General features: G+C 57.9%; 3 protein-coding genes. All 3 read right to left on the reverse strand.

What is annotated here, in order from left to right:
- Positions 1 to 94: 94 nt before the first annotated feature.
- Genes RYB09_RS21565 through RYB09_RS21575 form a run of 3 tightly spaced genes read right to left on the reverse strand, consistent with a single transcriptional unit; the run spans position 95 to position 2,554 of the window.
- Positions 95 to 301: a hypothetical protein gene (locus tag RYB09_RS21565; RefSeq protein ID WP_122280360.1), complete on the reverse strand. Its 207-nt coding sequence runs from the start codon at positions 299 to 301 to the stop codon at positions 95 to 97.
- 10 nt (positions 302 to 311) lie between these two features.
- Positions 312 to 1,730, reverse strand: coding sequence for an AdeC/AdeK/OprM family multidrug efflux complex outer membrane factor (adeC, locus tag RYB09_RS21570; protein WP_316890157.1), 1,419 nt, complete (start codon positions 1,728 to 1,730; stop codon positions 312 to 314).
- Positions 1,730 to 2,554: a helix-turn-helix transcriptional regulator gene (locus RYB09_RS21575; RefSeq protein WP_122280350.1), complete on the reverse strand. Its 825-nt coding sequence runs from the start codon at positions 2,552 to 2,554 to the stop codon at positions 1,730 to 1,732. Before RYB09_RS21575 ends, adeC begins: the two co-directional genes overlap by 1 nt.
- Positions 2,555 to 2,774: the final 220 nt, after the last annotated feature.

Raw genomic sequence — 2,774 nt, forward strand, 5'->3', positions numbered from 1 at the left:
TGTCATATCGCTATCGCGGGCACGATCACTTTTGGTATTTCATAAGCCGGTCGCACCTATTGGCACATAACCCCAACGCAGGCCAGGGCTGCTGTCAGCCATGATTGTGCATCGGCTCCCGGCGCGCGGGAATCAGATCCCGGGCCGAATAAAAGCCCTGCACCAGGCGATTTTTGGCTCGGTACTCACACATCACGAGCAGAGTATCCGGGGGAGGAGTGACCGTTGATTCGTGCTTGACCACCATGATTTTGCCGCCCGAGCGAAGGCGTACATGTGCTCCAGATTCAAATGTGCCCATCTTCATTACCTCACAAGGGTTTTGATGTACGTTCCGTCCAGCCGCCGCCCAGTGCCTTGTACAGATTGACTTCGGCGGTCAGCTGCGACAGTCGGTCGGTGATCAGGTTTTGTTGAGCGCTGAACAGAGAGCGCTGTGCGTCGAGAAACGTCAGGCTGTTGTCGACGCCAATGCGATAGCGGCGCTCGGCCAGGCGGTAATACTCCTGGTTGGCCTGTACCAGATCGTTCTGCGCCTTCAGCTGGCGCTTGTAGGTCTGGCGTGCAGCGAGGCCATCGGAAACCTCCTGGAAGGCGGTCTGGATCGATTTTTCGTACTTTGAGACACTGATATCTTTCTGGATCTTCGAATAATCCAGGCTCGCCCGCAGATTGCCGGCGTTGAAAATCGGGATGTCGATCTGCGGTGAAAACACCCAGCCTCCCGAGCCACCTTTAAACAGGCCGGACAGTTCGGTGCTCGATGTGCCAGCGTTGGCAGTCAGGCTGATGCTCGGGAAGAACGCTGCGCGCGCGGCACCGATGCTGGCGTTGGCCGACTGCAACTGGTATTCGGCTTCAAGAATGTCCGGGCGTCGCTGCAGCAGATCAGAAGGCAAGCCAGCCGGAACTTCGGCGAGCCATTCGGAGGCCAGCGGACGGTTTGGCGCGCTGTCTGCGACCGTCGTACCCACCAACAAAGTCAGGTTGTTGAGATCCTGAGCGACCTGGCGCTGGAACGTTGCCAGGCTTGCCCGTGCGCTTTCCACCGAGGTACGTGCCTGGGCCAGGTCCAACGACGAAGAGGCACCAACTTGCTGGCTGCGAGCGGTGAGGTTCAAGCTTTTTTCGTAGGACGCCAGCGTGTCCTGATTCAAGGCCAACAGTTCCTGGTCGGCGCGCCAGGTCAGGTAGGCGGTAGCGACACTCGCCACCAGACTTAACTGAGTGCTGCGCCGGGCCTCTTCGCTGGACAGATAAGTAAGCGAGGCCTGATCGGTCAGGCTGCGTATGCGTCCAAATAAATCCAGCTCGTAGGCGCTGATACCCAGCGTTGCTGAATAGCTGCCACTGGTGACCGGGCTGCCGGTCTGCGTGATGCTGGCGGGCTGGCGCTGTCGGGTCCCGCTACCAGTGGCGCTGATCGCGGGAAACAGATCGGCGCGCTGGATGCGATATTGCGCTTGATAGGCCTCGACGTTGAGGGCTGCCACACGCAAGTCTCGGTTATTGTGTAAAGCGCTCTCGATGAGCTGTTGCAGCGTCGGGTCGCGGAACAGGTCGCGCCACCCCATGTCCGCCGCCATGGGGCCAGAGAGTGCTGGAGCGTAGGCGGGTGTCTGTGGGTAGTGTGCGGCAACCGGCGCTGCCGGCCGCTGATAGTCCGGAATCAGTGAGCAACCGCTCAAGGACAGCACAGCAACCAGCCAAGGGCTGAGGGATTTGCTCATCATGCTCCTATCATCCACTTGGCCAGCCCATGTCGACCGCTGATACCCAGCTTGGCGGCGGAGCGCTTTAGGTAGGTTTCGATGGAGCTGTTCTTGACGCAGAGTTTTTTTGCGATCTCAGGGACTGTGGCGCCAGCCAGGAACTCCAGGCAGGCTTGCCTTTCCCGCGTTGACAGCACGACATCGCTGGCACTCAAGCGCTCATTGAACTCGCGCTGCAGTTGCGTGTGCTCCATGGCAGCCAGGCTGTTCGTCAGCGTTCCTCCGCTTTTCACGCGGTATTGGCGGTGGACACTGGCGTGCCGTACCGACAGGGGCAACAAGGTTTCCGAGAGGTATTTCAAAAATGACAGTTCTTGCAACGAGTAATCTTTGTCTGCTTGCGGGCGGTGCAGTGAGATCACACAACAACGATTGGCCTTGCGCGAGACCAGGCTGCACTGGTGAGAGGTGCCGGAAAAGCTAGTGTCCTTGTTGTTTTTCATCCGTGCATTCAAGTGGATCAACAGATCGTCGTTCGCTTCCAGCACGCGCTTGACCAGCGGATGATCGTTGCGGTGCCTGGCACGGGTCGGACACACCGTTTGCATCTGCGGATTCAACTCAGTGCCCGCATAGCCCAGCAATTGAACATCGGTCACCGCCGATTGACTGTCGTCAACGGTCCACTCGCTCAGCTCGACCCGGCTGACGGCCAGCGATGTGTTGATGAACTGGTGCATGTTACTCAGAAACATGTCATCCCCGACGCTGGATACCAGCTTCCCGAGTTCCAGATAAATGTGCGGTTTCACTTCATCTTTGGCATTCGCTCGTCGGTTCATATGTCCATTCCTGCAGATCAGAAGTTGCGTGCAATTCTGTCGACCAGACCGTGAATTCCGTCCTCTGGATGCTCAAACCTTTCGCGCCTCAACATCACTCGAATCCGGTATCACGCATGAATGTCTTCAAAAAAACGATTCAGCTAGAGGCTACAATTAAGCTGGGTTGCGCAGGAGAAGTCTGTCACGGGATACCGGGACATCCTGCGCAACCCTGCGG

The sequence above is a fragment of the Pseudomonas syringae group sp. J254-4 genome (genome assembly GCF_032586855.1).
In the GTDB taxonomy this organism is placed as follows: domain Bacteria; phylum Pseudomonadota; class Gammaproteobacteria; order Pseudomonadales; family Pseudomonadaceae; genus Aquipseudomonas; species Aquipseudomonas amygdali.